Genomic DNA, 16,101 nt, shown 5'->3' with positions numbered 1-16,101 from the left:
AGGAGAGACAAACATGTTCAACTTCCTTCGCCGTGCGCGCCGCAGCGTGCCGACCGAGCCCATGGGCGTTGCCGTTGTCGACATCACCGCCTTCCCGGACCGGCATACCGAGCGGTGCGCGGACTTCGCCGTGGTAGCGCAGCCGCTGGGGCCATTGGTGACCGAGATGATCGCCCTGCACACGCACACACGGCATCTGTCATGGCTGTCCGAGCGGGAGCAGTGCTCGGACTCGTACCGACTGCTGGCCCGCTCCATCGTCCGTGAAGTGCTGGCCGGCTGGCACCACCAGACCGGCGGCCTCGGCACGATCGGCGATCTCCTGACTGACAACGCCCACCGCGCGCGCCGTGGTCGTGTGCCGGAGCAGCAGGATGCGCGGGCATCGGGGCCGGCCGCCTCTCGCGGCGGTGCGGATCCTGAAGAGGCGGTGCCGGCGCAACCGGCACCCGAGCAGTGGTGGTCGCAAAGGACGTTCGAAGGAGAGGTCGAAGCCAAGGCGCCGGCACCGCCAATGTCGGATTCCAGCCCCATCTCTCGTGAGGCTGATCTTGGAGCCTCTGGGCTGGCACAATCAGCGCCCCGGCAGGGTGCGACGCCCTGGTGGTCGCACGCGAGGGGGCAGCAGTGAGGAAGGCCGGATGGGTCGTTCTCGGGCGGGGCTGGTGACGGGGTGCGCTGGCGGCCCTCCCGCGAAGCAGCGTCCCGCCGGCGACAGCAAACCGAAGGCGTCGCAGCCGGTGAAGCGTGAGCTGCCCGAGGGCATGTACAAGCTCGGCGACGGCGTGACCACGGAAGAGGGGACCTGGAAGCTGACTCCCTCTGCGTTAACGCAGGTGACGCCGACCGCCAGGGCCAAGGGCGTGCCGCGTGGGTGGCGTGCGGCGAAGATGACCTGGACGATCAGCAACAAGACCAGCGAGGTCCAGCAGCTGCTGGACCTCTCCCCCACTGTCCGGTACGGGGCAATGGGACGGCCCGCCGCCGAGTTCACCGACGCCGGCATCGAGGGGATTCCCGACACGATCAGCGACGATCCGCCGCGGGTCAAGCCCGGCGGGGCCTATACGCTGACCGTGGGTGTCGCGGTACCGGCCGACGCGGCCGGAGAGCCGGTCACCATCACCACGCGCCCGTCGACGATGTTCGGGGACACCGGTAACGTCGACTTTTTCGAGGGCCCGTTTCCTGGGGCAGCTGCCCGCAAGGACTCCATCCTTCGTCCGCGGTCGGCACCGGACACCGACAAGGCTCTGGCGTTCGGTCAGTGGAAGGCGGATCCGCAGATGACCGTCGATCACGTCCGGCCGGAGGGCACCGCTGACGGTCGGGCGACGTACTCCGGGGAACTGACCGTGCGCAATGCCGCGGCGGTGGCGGATCTGCCCTACACGCCGATGAAGAAGAGCCTGCGCGTCTACTACGGAGACGAGCTGAAGGAGGCGGAACTGATCCCGGGTGGGGCCGACGCCGCCGACACCGGTTTCATCGCTCCGCAGCGGGGCGCTACCCACACGTTCTATTTCTCGTTGCCCAAGGGGGCTAAGGCGGAGTCGGTGACGGTCGAAGTGACCGACCTGGGGAACGCTGAGGCCACCTTCGAGGGCAAGATCGCTGACTAGGTGTGATATCGGGATCCTCGTCACATCTCGCGGAGCCCGCGCTGGGAAGTCGGCTACCGCTCCGCACCGAATTGCCGGAGATGCGTTGACCGTCCCACAAAAACAGACTTCGCGGTCTGCAAATTCGCAGGTATCGTGCAGGTCCGGCCACCTGCATGGCTCATTCCCGCCCCTGCGGTGAGTGATCAAGAAAACCGTTCCACAGCAACATACTTACGAAAAGTGCTTGTAGATCGCGCCCTAGGGGAGGGAGCACTGATGCGAACCGCACAGAGCCGGGACCGGTACCGCATGCCGCTCAAGAACAGCATGATCGCGCTGTTTACCGCGGGTTGCGCATTGGCGGTCACCTCGTGCAGCGGCGCCTCTGACGATCCGAAGGCTTCTCCTACACCGTTGGCGGCCCAGCCGACCAAGCCGGCGGACCCCACCGAGACCGCCAAGAAGGACGCCATCGCCACCTACCAGTCCTACTGGAAGGAGGTGGAGAAGCTCTACGCCGACCGCAGCGGCAAGAGCGCGAACCTCAAGCACTACGCCGCATCCGCCGCGTTGAAGAACGCCGAGCAGGACGCGAAGCGCGCCCACGACCGTGGCCTCTTGCTCACGGGCCAAGTCACCGTCAAGGACCCGACGGTCACCAAGGTCGTCACGCACGGCAAGCTGGACTACGCGGTCATCTCCAGTTGCCTGGACATCTCAAAGTGGAAAACGGTCAAGGCCGACACCAAGAAACCGGTCACGCTGCCGGCGAACCGCCTGACCAAGTACGTCATCCAGTCCACGGTCGAGCGCTGGCCCGAAGGCTGGCGCGTCACCCGTGACGAGCCCCAGGACCGGCGATGCTGAGGCGGCGCAGCGCCGCCATTACCGCCGCCCTCCTGATCGCTGCCCCCGTCTCCGGGAACGCCTATGCCGCGGACAATTCGAAGCCCGGTACCGGCAGCGCAGACTGCACCATGTTCTCCTGCCGGGTGGAAGCCAAGGAGCCGGGCAGTTCCGGCCGCGGCCAGCAGACGAACACGGGCGGAAGCAACAGCAGTGACGGCAAAGGCCGCACCTCACCGGTGACCTGCACCTACAAGACGGCGGCCCCCCAGCCTCCGGTGGGAAGCCCGGACTGGGAAAGCCACAAGCCTGGTGACGGCGCCGTGTACGAACAGACCTGCCGCTACAAGAACAGCGACGACTTCTCAACTGTGAGGATGGTGTGGGCGGCCGACCCGCCCAAGGGCGGCGTCGACCCCGCCGTCCTCGCCAAGCGAGCAGTGGACAAGATGCGGCTGCGCGGCCCGGACATCGGCATCGTGCCGAAGCCGGGCGGTAACGGCCTGGTGAGGCTGCCGGTGTGGATGTGGACCGCCAACACCGCGGAGACGTACGGGCCCAACACGGCCACGGCGTCCACGGGCGCGGTCACGGTCACCGCCACGGCGAAGGTCGACCAGATCGTGTGGGACATGGGCGATGGCCACCAGGTCACCTGCACCACGGCCGGCACGCCCTATAAGTCGTCCTACGGGAAGCAGAGTTCGCCGGACTGCGGATATCGCTACCACCGCTCCTCGAAGGACGAGCCGGGCAAGAAGTATCCGATCACCGCCACCGCTACCTGGAGCATCAACTGGCGTGGCGGTGGCCAGACCGGTCAGCTCACCCAGACCCGCCAGTCGCAGACCCAGGTCAGCATCGGCCAGCTCAAGGTCCTCAACTAGTTCCGCGGACCAGCACGTAACGGAAAGTCGGGCGCGATGAATCACTCCAGCACCCCCCAGATTCCTTCCCCCACCACCGCGCCCCCGATGCGGCCCGAGACGCCAATCGGGGCCAGCCCCGCGCCCCGGCGCCGCAAACGCTCCACACTGGTGCTCGGCGTGCTGATCACGCTCGTCGGCGTGCTGGGCACGTCCATGCTGGTACGCAGTGCCGGGGACCGGGTCGACGTGCTGGCCGTGGCCCGGGACGTCCCGGCCGGAGCGGAAATCACCGCTGAGGACCTGACCACCGCGGCGCTGCCCGAAGACCCTGCCCTGCAGCCGGTGAAGGCCAGCGAGAAGAACAGCGTGGTCGGCCGGCGTGCCACAGCTCCGCTGCACCGCGGTGAGCTGCTGGCCAACTCTCAGATCCACGGCGGCAAGACCCTGCCTGACGGCCAGGAGCTCGTGGCCGTCGAGGTCCAGCGCGGCGCTGCCCCTTCGGACGCGCTCGCCCCCGGCGACCAGATCAAGGTCATCTCCACGCCCGGCAAGGACGAGGCAGCCCCGGCCTCGGGCTCGAAGTCGGCCAACCCGGAGGAGATCGAGGCGAAGGTCGTCAAGGTCGGCTCCCCCAACGCCGCCGGGGCCGTCGTCGTCCAGGTCGCTGTGGCCTCCACCGACAGCGCGCAGCTCGCCGCCCGTGCCGCCACCGGCCGGGTCGCCATCGTGCTCTCGGCGAAGGACTGACCGATGTCCGTGATCGCGCTGACCTCAGCACACGCGAGCGGCGTGACCGTCTCCTCCCTGGCCATGGCGCTGGCCGGGCCTCGGCCGTCGCTGCTGGCGGAGGCGGACGCCAAGGGCGGCTCCATCCGTACCGGCTACCGCATGGGCGAGTGGGGCGGCGAAGTCGGCCTGTGGCACCTGGCCCAGGCCGACCGCGAAGGCACGCTGGCGGAAGGCTTCGAGGCGCACCTGCGGCAACTGGATGCGTCCGGCAGCCGCCTGTGGCTGCCGGGCCTGACCGATCCCCTGCAGGCCGCTGCCCTCGCCCAGACCTGGGAGCCGCTGAGCCTGCTGCTGCAGGCCATGGACCAGCACGCCGGGTACGACGTCGTCATCGACGCCGGCCGCGTCGTGCTCGAACCGGGAGGGGTGCACCCCTCTCTCTGCCCCCGGCCGCTGCTGCACCGCGCCGACCTGGTCGTGCTGGTCATGCGCAACACCATGACCAGCGTGGCGCAGACACTGCCCGTCGCCCGTTCCCTCCAGCAGGAGTTGGCGGAGCGCGGGACGGGCGCCGATGCCCTGCGGCTGCTCCTGGTGCAGGAGGGCGACGTCTCGGCGCATGACATCGCCCACCGGCTGCAGGTCCCGGTGATCGGCACGCTGCCGTGGGAGGAGAAGACCGCCCGCATCCTCACGCACGGCACGACCCGGCAGGTGAAGCCTTCGGCGATGCGGCTGCTCAAGCACGCTCGCGAAGCGGCCCGCGCCGCCGAAGTAGATGCCAGCACGCGGCGCCTGCGCATGCAGCTGCCCCCGTCGCCCGTGACCTCGCCGGTGGTTGCCGGTGTGGTGCAGCGGCTGACCGCCCCGCGCCAGGAGGTGCCGGCCCATGGCTAACCGCAACGGCACCCCGGTGAACGGGGGCACCCCTTTGTCCGGGCTGCTGAGAAATGTGCTTGCACAGCAGGGCCCGCACGGCGGGAGTGCCGCACCGGCCCCAGGGCCGCAGCCTGCTGCCCCACCGGTGCAGCTCGGCAAAGACGATGCTGCCGCTCCCGGCCGCCTGGCCGAGCTTCCCGGGGTGCTGCCTGTCTCGCGGGCCGTGATCCGGGAACTGCAGGACGCGGTGTCGCAGGACCTGGTCGAAGCGGAGCGGAGCAGTGAGAGCCGGCTCAGTGCCGAGGACCAGCTGGAGCTTGCCCGTTCCCTGGTCTCCAAGCGCGTCTCGGCCTGGGCGGTCGAGGAGGCCCGCACCGCGCGGCCGCTGTCCGGCGCCCAGCTGGAGACCGTCCGGCAGGCCATCATCAACGCGCTGTTCAAGGCGGGCCCGCTCCAGCAGTACCTGGAGGACGAACGCGTCGAGAACATCGTCGTGGACGGTGACCGGGTGGAGATCGACTACTTCGACCGGCCCACCCAGCGTGTCGACCCCGTGGCCGACGACGACGAGAGCCTGGTGGCGCTCATCAACCGGCTCGCCGCGCGCTCCGGGCACGGCGACCGCGTCCTGAACCCGGCCACCCCCATGACCAACTTCCGGCTGCCGGACCGCTCCCGCGTCGCGGCGACGCTGCTGACCACCCGGCCCACCATGGCGATCCGCCGCCACCGCGTCATGAGCGCCTCCCTGGAAGACCTCGTCGAATGGGGCACGCTCAGCCCCTCGCTCAGCGCGTTCCTCCAGGGCCTGGTCGCGGCGAAGCAGACGATGCTGATCGCCGGGGACATGGGCGTGGGCAAGACGTCGCTGCTGCGGGCGCTGGTGCGCAAGGTCGGTCCGGGCGAACGCATCGTCACGCTGGAGACCGACCGCGAACTCTTCCTTGACGAAGATCCGAACGTCGCCGCGCACGTGATGGCGATGGAGGAACGCGCCTCCAACGGTGAGGTCGGCAAGGATGGTCGGGAGACCGGGCGGATCACGATCGCCGACATGTACCCGCACACGCTGCGGATGCTGTCCACGCGCGTGGTCGTCGGCGAGGTCCGCAGCACCGAAGTGGCGCCGATGCTCGATGCGATGAGCTCCGGCGGCCGCGGCTCGATGTGCACCTTGCACGCCGCCTACCCGCGCCTGGTCCTGCCCCGTCTGGTGCAGCTGTGCCAGAGCGCCGGCAAGGACGTCGACTCCACCTACCAGCTGGTTGCCAACGCGGTGAATTTCGTGGTCTTCATCCGGCAGACCGACCAGACGCAGATAGGCGGCCGCCGCCACCGCTACGTCTCCGACGTCCTCCAGGTCACCCCCGGCGAAGGCGGTCAGCCCGCCTTCAGCCGCATCTTCACGCCGGCCGGTGACGGAGACCCGCGCGGCGTCCCGAGGGACCTGCCGACCGGCGAAGTGATGCAGGAGCTGGAAGACAGCGGCTTCGACAAGCGCTGGCTGACCGAGGCGCAATACGGGCGCTGGCCCCGACCGATGGAGTTGGTGCGGCGATGAGTCTGGGACAGCTCGGGATGCTCGGTGCGCTGTGCGGCCTGCTCATGGTGACCGGCATCGCCCTGGCCGTACGGTCGTTCAACCCGCCGGCCGAAGCGGAGCGGGTCCGGCCGCAGCGGGCGTCGCTGTGGCAGCGGGTGTGCGAGTCTCTGCCCGGTGCGTGGGCGGAGCGCTACCGGTGGATCGTGGTCGCTTCCGGCGCGGTGGCGGTCGGGGTGTGGGTCTGGTCGGCCCGTCCCGTGCAGGGTCTGCTGGCCGCCGCGGTGGTGGCCGGATTCCCCTGGATCTGGCATCCGTCGGTCACCTCTACCCGCCGCATCGTGCGTCTGGAAGCGTTGTCGCGCTGGCTTCAGCACCTGGCCGGCGCGCACGTCGTCGGGCACACCCTGGAGGCCGCGATCAGCGGCGCGATGCGCCAGGTCCCCGCCGACATCCATGACCCTGTCCGCACGCTGGAGGCCCGTCTGCGGATGGGCGTCGATCCGGAAGCCGCCTACCGTGCTTTCGCCGACGACTTCGAGGACGGCGCGGTCGACAACGTGGTGCTGGTGTTCATCACCCACATCCGCGACCGGGGCCGCGGCATGGTCGAGACGCTGCAGACCCTCTCCGACCTGACGGCCGAAGAGGCGGCGTCCCTGCGCACCGTGGACGCGGACCGCCAGAAGGTCCGCACGCAGACCCGCTGGGTGGCGATCATCGTGCTGGCCATGGGCTTCACCATGGGCAGTTCGTTCGGCCCGGCCTACAGCAGCGCGGGCGGGCAGATGTGGCTGCTGCTCATGGGCGCCGCCTTCGTGGGGGCCATGGTTTGGCTGCGGCGCCTGTGCGCGATGCGGTCCTCGCCGCGGCTGCTGCAGTCGCGTCCGGCCCAGGAAACGAAGCAGGCCGCGATGGCCGGGCAGGGGGGCGTTGGATGATGTCGATGGCAGGCGCCGTTTATGGTGCGATGATCGGCGGCGGTGCCTTCCTGGTGGTCCGGGAACTGCTGCCGTCCCGCCCGGACCTGGGCACGGTCCTCGACCGCCTGGAGAACACCACCACGGCCCCGACGGCTCAGCATGCGCCGGGGACTTCCCACAGCGCGATCTGGACCGAGCAGGTCGGCACGCGCGTCCTGGAGTCCGCCGGTGATCGGGTGGGCGTGCCGCGCAAGGATCTGGAGCTGCTGGGGATTTCGCCGGCCAAGCACGTCGGTGACAAGGTCATCGGCGCCATCGGTGGTTTCGCGATGCCGCAGATGGCTCTGGCGATGGCCGCGCTGCTCGGCCTGCCGCTGCCGTTCGTGGTGCCGCTGTTCGTCTCGGTGATGTTCGCGGCGATCATGTGGGTCTCCGCCGACACCAACGTGCGATCTAAGGCGACGAAGCTGCGGCTGGAGTACCGGTACGCGGTGGCCTCGCTGATGGAGCGGGCCCGGCTGCAGCGTGGTGCGCACTCCGGCGCTGAGCGGGCCCTGTACGAGACAGCGGCCGTCGGCGACGGGCGTGTCTACGTGCGGATCCGGGCCGCGCTGGATCAGGCCCGGCTCTCGGGCACCCCGCCGTGGGATGCCCTCAAGGCGCTCTCCGAGCAGTTGGACGTCCCCGAACTGGCTGGCCCTGCGGATACTTTCGCGCATGCCGGTGGTGAGGGTGCCTCGATCATCGCGGCGCTGGAGACGCAGGCCAAGGCGCTCCGCAACCGGCTGCAGACCGACGTCCAGGCCGAGGCCAACGCGGACTCCGAGAAATCGGTGGTGCCGGGCACGGTGCTGTTCGTCGTCCTGTTCGCCACCCTCGGCTATCCGCTCTTCCAGACCCTCATCAGCACTTGACCGCTCCGGCGGCCACCGACCCAGAACTGTTCACCACCAAAGGGGGAAACCTATGAAGCACACCGCCCGTACTCTGCGCTCCCGGCTGACCGACCACTGGCTGACCGTCGTTGCCCGCGTGACGAGCACCCGGAGCGACGCCGGCCTGGAGACCCTGGAGAAGCTCATCATCGGCGCCGTCCTCATCGTTGCCGCCACCGCCTTCGGCGTCGCGTTCAACGGGAAGTTCGACTCGCTGATGAACACCTTCAAGAGCTCGTTCTGACATGTGGCGGAGCTGGTGTCAGCGGTGGCGCGCACGGTGCGCAGGCATGCAGGGCGATGAGGGGATGGGGACGCTGGAGTTCACCATCATCGCCCCGGTCATCATGCTGATTCTGTGCGCCGGGCTGCAGCTGGGTATGTGGTACCTGGCCCAGGAGGCCGCGCTCACCGCTGCCCGCAAGGCCGCCACCGCCGGCGCCGCCTACCAGGCATCCCCCGCTGACGGCACCGCCCGTGCCCGCAGCTGGCTCGCCGGGGTCCACCTCATCAAGGGCACGAATGTCTCCTCGGCCGGTTCCACTGCCGACCGGGTCCGTGTGACGGTGACCGGCAGCAGCCTCTCGCTGGTGCCCGGCTGGACCCCGCAGGTCACCAAGTCCGCCGAGGTGCCGGTCGAGCGCTGGAACGTGGGGCCGTGATGACGATGCTGCGCCGCCTCCACTGGCGAGAAGACGACCGGGGCACCTACACCCTGGAAACCGTCATCTGTGTGACGTTCCTGCTGCCCTTCCTGGGGCTGCTCGCCGCGTACGGTCTGGCTGGGGTATTCGACAGCTCCGTCGACAACGCCGCCAACAGCGCGGCCCGCGCCGCATCCCAGGCCGCCGACGCGGACACCGCCCAGGCTCGCGACCACGCGGCAGCCAATGCCTCCCTGCGCCAGGACGACCGCAACTGCACCAGCCAGACCGTCAGCATCGACACCAGTTCCTTCAACGCGCCGCTCGGCCAGGCCGCGAGCGTGACCGCCACCGTCACCTGCACCATCCCGCTCTCCCAGCTGACGGTCCCGGGCCTGCCCGGCTCCAAGACGCTCACCGCCACTGCCACGAGCGCGCTGGACCAGTACGCCGACCGCGCGGAGTGAACATGCTGACCTTGCCCGCCACCACCCGCCGGCTTCTGCACCGCCGCTGTCACGGTCCGCGTGACCGGGGCTCGGCCACCCTGTTCTGGATGATCGTCGGCCTGGTCTTTCTCGCCCTGCTGGCCCTCGTCGTGGACGGCGGCGGACAGCTCAAGGCATCTGCGCACGCCGACGATGTCGCCAACGCCGCAGCACGGGCGGGCGGCCAGCAGATCGATGCCGGGCAAGCCATCCCGGGCGGGGACGTCGTTGTCGACCCGGAAGCCGCTGCCTCCGTCGCCCGGGACTTCTTGCGTAAGGCCGGAGTGGACGGCACCGTCACTGTCTCCGGCGGCGGCAAGCGCCTGGACGTGAGCGTGAGCGACACCTACCACTGCCTGATGCTCGTCGGCGTCGGCCAGCCCACACTGCCCGTCACCGGGCACGGCACCGCCCAGCTCGTCCACCAGGTCGGAGACTGACTGACATGCCCCACCCGCACTCCCCCGCGCGTCGCCCCTGGCCGCTCACCCTGGTACGCGCCGTCGGCAGCCTGCTGGCCCTGGCCGCGCTCGTCGTCGGCCTGCCAATCGGGCTGCTGCGCATCGGCACGCTGCCCGCCGGCGTGCCGTCCCTGGGCGACCTCGAGGACACGCTGATGGCACCGGACGACGGACAGGTCCTGTTCACCGCCATCACGCTCGTGTGCTGGGTGCTGTGGGCGTGGTTCGTCGCCTCGCTGGTCGTGGAGGCCGCGGCCCTGCTGCGGCACCGCGCCGCACCGCGCGTACGGGGCCTTGCCGCACCACAACGCCTTGCGGCCGTCCTGCTGGGCGGGTTGCTGGTCCTGCCGTCGGCCACCGCGATCGCCGCGACACCCGCTACCGCAGTCGCCCACAGCGCCACAGCAGCGCCCGGCCCCTCCGCTCCCCACACCTCGGCCCCTGGGCAGCAGGCCACACACACCGGCCCCCGGCACACCGTGGGGGCCACCGGCGAGACCCTCTGGGACCTGGCCGAGCACTACCTTGACGACGGGCGCCGCCACACCGAAATCCGTGTCCTCAACCCCGGCCTGCCGCAGACCGCGACGCTGCCCGCCGGCACCGTCGTCAACCTGCCGGCCGACGCGAGCGGCGTGCACACTCAGCTCGCCACGGCCGCCCCGGCCTCCACCGAGGCCGGCACGCGGCAGGAGCCGAAGGCCAAGACGTACACGGTGGTTACTGGAGATTCGCTCTCCGCCATCGCGGACAAGAAGCTGGGCAACGCCGACCGGTGGCCCGACATCTACGCCGAGAACAAGGACACGATCCACAACCCGGACCTGATCTATCCCGGCGAGCGCCTCGACCTGCCCCCCACCCCGAGTACTCCCGGCAAGCACAGCAAACACGACCAGGACGCGCCGCCCAAGCACGAACAACCCGCGCCCGAGCCGGACAACGGCAGCGCCGCCGCCCCCCATCACGAGCACCAGGAGCAAGGCCGGGACGCAAAGGACACCAAGCCCGCTCCCGCCGCGCCCCACGCCTTCGACGGGAAGACCTCAGGGCACGACGAGACGACAGCACCTTCGCGGACGCCTTCCGCTCCGCCCTCCCCCGCCGAAGCAACACCTGCCCCGCACGCACCCGCCCGCCCTGCGGCCTCGGAGCAGGTCAGCCCCGGCCAGGTCGCCGCGATCGGTGGCGGTGTCCTGGCCGCGGCCCTGCTGTCCACTGTCGCCACCCGCCGCATCCTGCAACAGCGTCGCCGGCACCGCGGCCGCCGCATCGCCCTCCCCGAAGAAGGGGCTGCAGCCACCGAGCAGAATCTGCGTACCGCCGAAGCTGCTCTGGACACCACCATGCTCGACGGGGCCCTGCGCACCGCAGCAGTCCACCTCACCGCCGCCGACCGGGAACTGCCCCCGCTGTCGGCAGCGGTGATCGGACCGCGCGAGATCGTGCTGCACCTGACCGAACCGGCCGCGCCCGTACCGCCCTTCAGCGCCACCCCCGACGCACTGCAACGGTGGACCTGCCCCACGCGAGGGGTCGAACTGCTGCCCCAGGAGCAGACCAACGACGTCGAATCCCCCTACCCGACACTGGCCTCCCTCGGGTGGGACGAGCAGGGCCACCTGATCCTGCTCGACCTGGAGAACGCCGGTCACCTGCACCTGACCGGGCCCGACCGGCACCGGGTGCTGCGCACCCTTGCACTGGAGCTGGCAGCCAGCGAATTCGCCGACCACCTCACCGTCTCCGCCATCGGCCAGTCGGCGCCCGGCCTGCGTGAGGAACTCCCCGAGCGGGTCATCGAGCACGCGGACATCGCCAGCGCGCGGGGCGCTATCCGGGCGTATCACGCCGAGCAGCAGCGCGCCCTGGCCGTCCTGGGCGCACCTGGTCTGCGGCGCGCACGGACCGGGGAGGAGACCGCCGCTGCGTGGAGCCCGCACCTCTTGTTCAGCGATGGAGATGACGGTGCGGGCACCGAGCTTGAGGAGCTGCGTCAGGTCGTTGCCGACTATCCGCGGTCGGCGACCGCGCTGGTGACCACCGGCAGCGGTGCGGCCGTCCCGTCCGGGGCCCAGGTGGTGGATGCCGACACAGCGGCCGGGCCCGTCACACTGCGGCTGCCGGGAACCGAGGTGAAGGTCTCGTGCAACGTGCAGGCGCTCAGCGATGAGGATTACGCCTACGCGCTGGAGGTGCTGGCGACGACCCGCGCGGACGACGTCCCCGGCGCCCAGCCCGTCGCCACCACTCCGAAAGCCGTCCCGGATCTGCCGCAGTACACGGCAGCGACGGATGAGTCTGAGGCCGTGCCCGTCGCTCCTCCGGCGGCGCCGTTCAGCTCCCCGGCCCAGGTGCCGAGCCTGATGGCCGAGTTCGCCCTCTATGAAGACGAACCGCCGGCCGAAGCAGCTGACGAGGCGGATGCCTCTGAGGACGACACCGAGGACCAGGGTGGCGAAAGGCTCCCCCTCCCCACTGGCGGGATGGATGAGCCCACACCGTCTGGCTCTTCCTCGGCTGCGGCACAGCACCGTGGTCCAGCCGTACACGCACATGTCTCGCTGATGAAGGAGACGCCGGAGCCGTCGCCGGAGTCCGAGGTCGTGGTGGAGGACACTGCGGGCGACGGCCCCGTGGTGCGGATGCTGGGCCTCGTGGACATCGAGGGCGCCCAGGGCACCATCGAGTCCAAGCGCAAGCGGACCTGCATCGAGCTGGCCGCCTGGCTGGTGCTGCACCCCAACCTCGACCACCACGCCGTGGACGAGGCGATGTGGCCCGGCCGGGACACCGCCCGCAAGTACCGCAACGCCACCGTGAGCCGGCTTCGTACGTGGCTGGGCACCGATGAGGACGGCACCCCGTTCTTTCCGCCCATCGCCACCACCAGCGACGCCCGCTACGCCCTGGCCCCGACGGTCGACTCCGACTGGCACCGCTTCCAGCGCCTGACCGCAACAGCCGCCCAAAGCCCCAGTGCTCAGGCCGCCGCCCAGCTGCGCGCCGCACTCGAACTCGTGCGGGGCCGGCCGTTCTCCGGCGTCAACAGCCGACGCTACGCCTGGGCCGAGCACCAGGCCCAGGGCATGATTTCCGCGATCGTGGACGCCGCCGCGGACCTGGCCGAGCACTGCCTGGCCCAGGGCGACCCGCGCGGCGCACTGTGGGCGGCAACCAAGGGGCTGGATGCGGCACCCGAGATGGAAAACCTCTACCGCATTCTGTTCCGCACCTACGCCGCCCTCGGCGACTGGGACGCGCTGGAGCGGGCCGCGGAGAAACTCGACACCCTGAACATGGAACTGGGCGTCGACATGGAAGAGTCCACCGCCGAAATCCTGGCCCAGCTCAGCAAGTCCGCCTGACCGACCCGCCCCGCCGCGCACCGGCGACGCAGCACGAGAGACATCTCACGTGCCTAAGAAGTCAAGCTGCGACGGCCAGATCTGCCATTGAGGAGGTGAAGCATGTTGTTCGTCGAAGAGCTGTCCGGTCTGCAAGCAGTGGTAGAGCTGGCCGATCACGCGGTTGAACAAGTGTCGCTGGGCCTGGGCGTGCCAGTCTCCGCGTTCTCGCCGTCGGCGGTAGTGCGCGTCGGCTCCGGGCGAGGCCCGCAGCGCGAAGAAGGCCCAGAGGAATCCGGCGGTGATCAGCCGGTCGTTCTTGATGAAGCGGCGTCCGACGTAGCGTTTCTTGCCCGAGGCGCGGGTGATGGGGGCCGATCCGGCGTATGCCTTGAGCGCGCGGGCGTCGGCGAAGCGTGTGCGGTCGTCTCCGATCTCGGCGAGCACCCGGGCGGCGAGCTGCACTCCCAGGCCGGGGAAGCTGAGGAGGATCTCAGCGTCCGGGTGCCGTCGAAAATGCTCCTCCACCGCCGTCGCGAGTTCCTCGGCGGCCAAGCAGGCGGCATCCAACTGGCGTATCAGGGCGAGCAGTTGATGCCCCATGGCATCCTCGACGGCCTGCGGGTGGTGGGCGTAGTCGCCGCGGAAGACGGTGCGCAGGCGGTCGGCCTCGGTGTCGATGCCTCGGGTGCGGCCGGCGCGTTTGAGTGCGGCCCGCAGCTGGGCCGGAGTCAGCCTGGCGGCTTTGGCCGGGGTCAGGGCCGAGGCCAGTACCGTGCGGGCTTCGGGGCGGGCCAGGCCAGGCTGTTTGCCGAGGAAGGCGTCCAGGGCTGCGGGGTAGTACTCGCGCAGCAGCGAGCGGACCTGGTTGACCAGCTGCTGGCGGCTCCAGACCGCGTCCTGCTGGGCGCGTGCGAGCACAGTGATCGCCTTGGCCAGATCGCTGTCGGCGTGCAGCCGGCGGTGGGCGTGGCGGTCGGTGCGCAGGATGTTCGCCAGGACGAGGGCGTCGCCGGGGTCGGACTTCTTGCGGGAGACGCTGTGCCGGTCGCGGTAGCGGGCCGCGGCGAGCGGGTTGATCGCGTAGATCGGTCGCGTTCCGTTGTTCAGGGCGGCGACGAGCAGGCCCCGGTTGGTCTCGATAGCTACGGGTATCGGTTCGGCGGCGGTGTCGCCGTGCTCGGCGAGCAGATCCAGCAGCAGCCGGTAGCCGGCCGCGTCATCGGTGATCCGGCGCTTGGCCAGCAGCTGCCCGGTCTCGTCGACCAGGGCCACGTCGTGATGCGACTCGGCCCAGTCGATCCCGCAGAACACGGTCATGCAGTTCCCCATTCTCTTGCCGTTCGCGCAGGTGGTGGGCCTGTGCGGGCCACGCGGCGACCTAATTCCAGGACTCTTCGGTCCGCCATCTCACTAGCCGTTCGCGGCACCAGCGCACCGCAGAGGCCTCCGTCTTGTGCAGAGCTCGACGGCTCGGGACGAAACAGAGAGGTCACCCTGCGGCGGGCTCACACCACAACGATCAACGTTCGGGACATGGGGCTGAGTTTCGCGGCGGCCCGAAGACACCGGGCGCCACCGGTCTCTCGTAAGGCCTCGGAGGGCCGGGACACCACAGGGGTCTGCCCGGTGCCCACGGGACCACCACGAACCCAACCCACATCACCAGTCCAGCAGCTCGCCCACGAACTGATCTGGAACCACTACTCACGAATTAGGACGCCGCATGCTCAGCCAACTGCTGGCCACACTTGTGGGCCTTGTGGCCGGAGCCGGTCTGCGCCCGGTCGTCGTCGCTCTCGCCGTCCCGGCCGGGCAGCCCGCCCACGTCACCTGCCCGGCCTGCTCACCGCGGCCGGTGCCGACATGGGGCACGCACGCCCTGCGGCTGCTGCCGCCCGGCGGCCGCTGCCCCAACTGCCGTGGACGGCTGTGTGCGCCCTGGCTGCCGGAGCTCACCACCGCCGCCGCGTTCGCTGTGGTCGCGGCCGGTGGCTCTGTCGGCTGGTACGCCGCCGCCCAGTACTGGATCGCTTTCCTCGGTGCCGGCCTTCTGCTGATCGACAGTGCGGTGCAGCGACTGCCGGACCTGCTGACGCTGGCTGCCGCCGTCGGCACGCTGGCGTTGCTCACCGCCGCAGCCGCTCACCACGAAGCCGGGAGCCTTCTGCGTGCCGCGGTTGTCGCGGCAGCGGCCGGTGGGCTGTTCACCGTGCTCGCCGTTGTGGGCACAACAGGTCTGGGCGACGCGAAGTTGGCGATCTCTCTCGGTGCGGTGCTCGGCTGGCACAGCTGGCAGGCCGCAGTCCTCGCGCTCGTCCTGACCTACCTCCTCGGCGCCACGGTGGCAGGTCTGCTCCTAGTCACCAGGCGCGCACACCGCAAGAGCACACGGGCCTTCGGGCCGTTCCTCATCATCGGCACGCTCGCCGCCGCCCTCACCACAAGCACCTGACCTCAGCAGAGGACAGGGCTCTTCTGAGAGTGGCTAGCCCGCTCGATGTACGGCCCGACGCGGACCGTGACGACCCATCCACTATGGGTGGCGGCGACCCTGGAGCGACATTCGAACGCTGCCCGGTAGTGATGTGTTGCTGCTGTTGCGAACTGCTGGGTGAGCTCGATGTCTTCGCCCGTGAGTGCCTCGGCCACGATGTCGGCCAGGCCCCTGCCCGCGTTGGGTGTGACAGCGTGGTGTGTCAACTTAACGGCTCTGTTCCGTAGTCGGTGGCTACGAAGGGTGACGTGTGTCGTTGACATCTCATGCGGGATGTCAACGAGCTTGTGGCTGTGGTGTTTTCGGGATTGTCGGCGCTGGTTATCGAGGATGTGGCGG

At 69.8% G+C, this 16,101-nt stretch carries 17 protein-coding genes; 15 read left to right on the top strand and 2 right to left on the bottom strand.

The features are described 5' to 3' along the window. Positions 1-13 precede the first annotated feature (13 nt). The 14 genes from ACLJWH_RS38120 to ACLJWH_RS38055 all read left to right on the top strand — a co-directional run bounded on the left by ACLJWH_RS38120 (position 14) and on the right by ACLJWH_RS38055 (position 13,286). On the top strand, positions 14-631 hold the full coding sequence (locus tag ACLJWH_RS38120; RefSeq protein WP_411146397.1) for a hypothetical protein: 618 nt from the start codon (positions 14-16) through the stop codon (positions 629-631). A gap of 109 nt (positions 632-740) precedes the next feature. Then, positions 741-1,622 (top strand): hypothetical protein, encoded by an 882-nt coding sequence (locus ACLJWH_RS38115; protein ID WP_411146396.1) that lies wholly within the window; start codon positions 741-743, stop codon positions 1,620-1,622. Between the two features lie 258 nt (positions 1,623-1,880). Beyond that, positions 1,881-2,471 carry a hypothetical protein gene (locus tag ACLJWH_RS38110; RefSeq protein ID WP_411146395.1) on the top strand — a complete coding sequence of 197 codons (591 nt, stop codon included), beginning with the start codon at positions 1,881-1,883 and terminating at the stop codon, positions 2,469-2,471. Further along, positions 2,465-3,337, top strand: a complete 873-nt coding sequence (locus tag ACLJWH_RS38105; protein ID WP_411146394.1) for an ATP/GTP-binding protein — start codon at positions 2,465-2,467, stop codon at positions 3,335-3,337. The genes ACLJWH_RS38110 and ACLJWH_RS38105 overlap by 7 nt, the downstream gene beginning before the upstream one ends. 36 nt (positions 3,338-3,373) lie before the next feature. After that, a complete protein-coding gene (locus tag ACLJWH_RS38100; protein ID WP_411146393.1) occupies positions 3,374-4,066 on the top strand; it encodes an SAF domain-containing protein in 693 nt (230 codons plus the stop codon). 3 nt (positions 4,067-4,069) lie between these two features. Next, positions 4,070-4,945 (top strand): hypothetical protein, encoded by an 876-nt coding sequence (locus ACLJWH_RS38095; protein ID WP_411146392.1) that lies wholly within the window; start codon positions 4,070-4,072, stop codon positions 4,943-4,945. Positions 4,946-5,150: 205 nt separating this feature from the next. Further along, complete coding sequence (locus ACLJWH_RS38090) at positions 5,151-6,488, top strand: CpaF family protein (RefSeq protein WP_411146391.1); 1,338 nt, start codon at positions 5,151-5,153, stop codon at positions 6,486-6,488. After that, positions 6,485-7,408 carry a type II secretion system F family protein gene (locus ACLJWH_RS38085; RefSeq protein ID WP_411146390.1) on the top strand — a complete coding sequence of 308 codons (924 nt, stop codon included), beginning with the start codon at positions 6,485-6,487 and terminating at the stop codon, positions 7,406-7,408. Before ACLJWH_RS38090 ends, ACLJWH_RS38085 begins: the two co-directional genes overlap by 4 nt. Before the next feature lie 5 nt (positions 7,409-7,413). After that, positions 7,414-8,304 (top strand): hypothetical protein, encoded by an 891-nt coding sequence (locus ACLJWH_RS38080; protein WP_411146389.1) that lies wholly within the window; start codon positions 7,414-7,416, stop codon positions 8,302-8,304. A gap of 52 nt (positions 8,305-8,356) precedes the next feature. After that, on the top strand, positions 8,357-8,569 hold the full coding sequence (locus ACLJWH_RS38075; RefSeq protein WP_411146388.1) for a hypothetical protein: 213 nt from the start codon (positions 8,357-8,359) through the stop codon (positions 8,567-8,569). Between the two features lie 46 nt (positions 8,570-8,615). After that, positions 8,616-8,987 (top strand): TadE family protein, encoded by a 372-nt coding sequence (locus ACLJWH_RS38070; protein WP_411146387.1) that lies wholly within the window; start codon positions 8,616-8,618, stop codon positions 8,985-8,987. Then, positions 8,987-9,436, top strand: coding sequence for a hypothetical protein (locus ACLJWH_RS38065; protein WP_411146444.1), 450 nt, complete (start codon positions 8,987-8,989; stop codon positions 9,434-9,436). Before ACLJWH_RS38070 ends, ACLJWH_RS38065 begins: the two co-directional genes overlap by 1 nt. 2 nt (positions 9,437-9,438) lie before the next feature. Further along, complete coding sequence (locus tag ACLJWH_RS38060) at positions 9,439-9,897, top strand: pilus assembly protein TadG-related protein (RefSeq protein WP_411146386.1); 459 nt, start codon at positions 9,439-9,441, stop codon at positions 9,895-9,897. Positions 9,898-9,902: 5 nt separating this feature from the next. Further along, positions 9,903-13,286 (top strand): BTAD domain-containing putative transcriptional regulator, encoded by a 3,384-nt coding sequence (locus ACLJWH_RS38055; RefSeq protein WP_411146385.1) that lies wholly within the window; start codon positions 9,903-9,905, stop codon positions 13,284-13,286. Positions 13,287-13,331: 45 nt separating this feature from the next. Here ACLJWH_RS38055 and ACLJWH_RS38050 read toward each other — a convergent pair whose 3' ends face one another. Then, positions 13,332-14,585, bottom strand: a complete 1,254-nt coding sequence (locus tag ACLJWH_RS38050; protein WP_411146384.1) for an IS110 family transposase — start codon at positions 14,583-14,585, stop codon at positions 13,332-13,334. A 406-nt stretch (positions 14,586-14,991) separates the two neighbouring features. On the opposite strand from ACLJWH_RS38050, the gene ACLJWH_RS38045 reads away from it, so the two are divergent. Next, on the top strand, positions 14,992-15,720 hold the full coding sequence (locus ACLJWH_RS38045) for a prepilin peptidase (RefSeq protein WP_411146383.1): 729 nt from the start codon (positions 14,992-14,994) through the stop codon (positions 15,718-15,720). A gap of 2 nt (positions 15,721-15,722) precedes the next feature. Here the strand turns inward: ACLJWH_RS38045 and ACLJWH_RS38040 are convergent. Then, the coding region (locus ACLJWH_RS38040; RefSeq protein WP_411146382.1) for a hypothetical protein at positions 15,723-16,101 on the bottom strand (379 nt) is incomplete at its 5' end.

Origin of the sequence: Streptomyces sp. x-80, assembly GCF_046549095.1 — a bacterium.
Classification (GTDB): domain Bacteria; phylum Actinomycetota; class Actinomycetes; order Streptomycetales; family Streptomycetaceae; genus Streptomyces; species Streptomyces celluloflavus.
Note: the sequence above shows the minus strand (reverse complement) of the source record. Positions and strands in the feature narration are given on the sequence as shown.